Origin of the sequence: Pseudomonas putida (assembly GCF_028682635.1) — a bacterium.
GTDB classification, from domain to species: Bacteria; Pseudomonadota; Gammaproteobacteria; order Pseudomonadales; family Pseudomonadaceae; genus Aquipseudomonas; species Aquipseudomonas putida_AE.
Genome location: NZ_JANHLK010000083.1, coordinates 1 through 627, shown reverse-complemented (window position 1 = coordinate 627; position 627 = coordinate 1). Strand labels below are relative to the sequence as shown.

The window sequence follows — 627 nt, the reverse complement described above, 5'->3', positions numbered from 1 at the left end:
GGCCATTACAAAGCCAACATCAACCTTCAGAATGGAGCGATGCGTCAGCATTTCAAGCTTCACGGCCATGAACACTTGCGCCTGAGCCAACAACTGATCGAAGCCAGTGTTGCCACGGGATATTACTTCGTGGGGATCTTCTTGCAGCAGGGTTCGGCTGGGTTGAAGCAGGATTCGGAAATGGCGTTACGTTATTACCGCAAGGCCGCCGATCAGGGAAGTGCCCAAGCCCAGGCATATGTAGGCGACAAGCTGGCGCCGAGCGATATCGCGCCAGACGTAGCCCGTCAGATGCGCCGTTGCGCCGCTGAACAAGGCAATGGGGACGCAGCCGTCATGCTGTCGATGTACCTGAGGGATGAAGGGAAATACACCGATGCAATCGAGATTCTGCAGACGGGCGTAGCCGGAGGCAATGAGAGCGCCGCAGGCCGCTTGAAGAACGCATTTCGAGGTCATCCTTCCACTAATACGATGTACTACCTCGGGCAACAAGAAGACCTCGAACGCGCCGAACGCTATGAAAAAATCTGGCGAATACTCGCGAGAGCTTCCTACGCGAACCCCACAGTCCCCGAAATCAACGAAATCGTCCCTTTACCCCCGGCGAAGCTCCCAGCCTGGGAC

At 56.3% G+C, this 627-nt stretch carries 1 protein-coding gene; it reads left to right on the top strand.

Annotation, left to right across the window (positions count from 1 at the left end; genetic code table 11):
- Positions 1–627, top strand: a 627-nt coding sequence (locus NPS56_RS30960; protein ID WP_274078170.1) for an SEL1-like repeat protein, incomplete at both ends; no start/stop codon positions are given.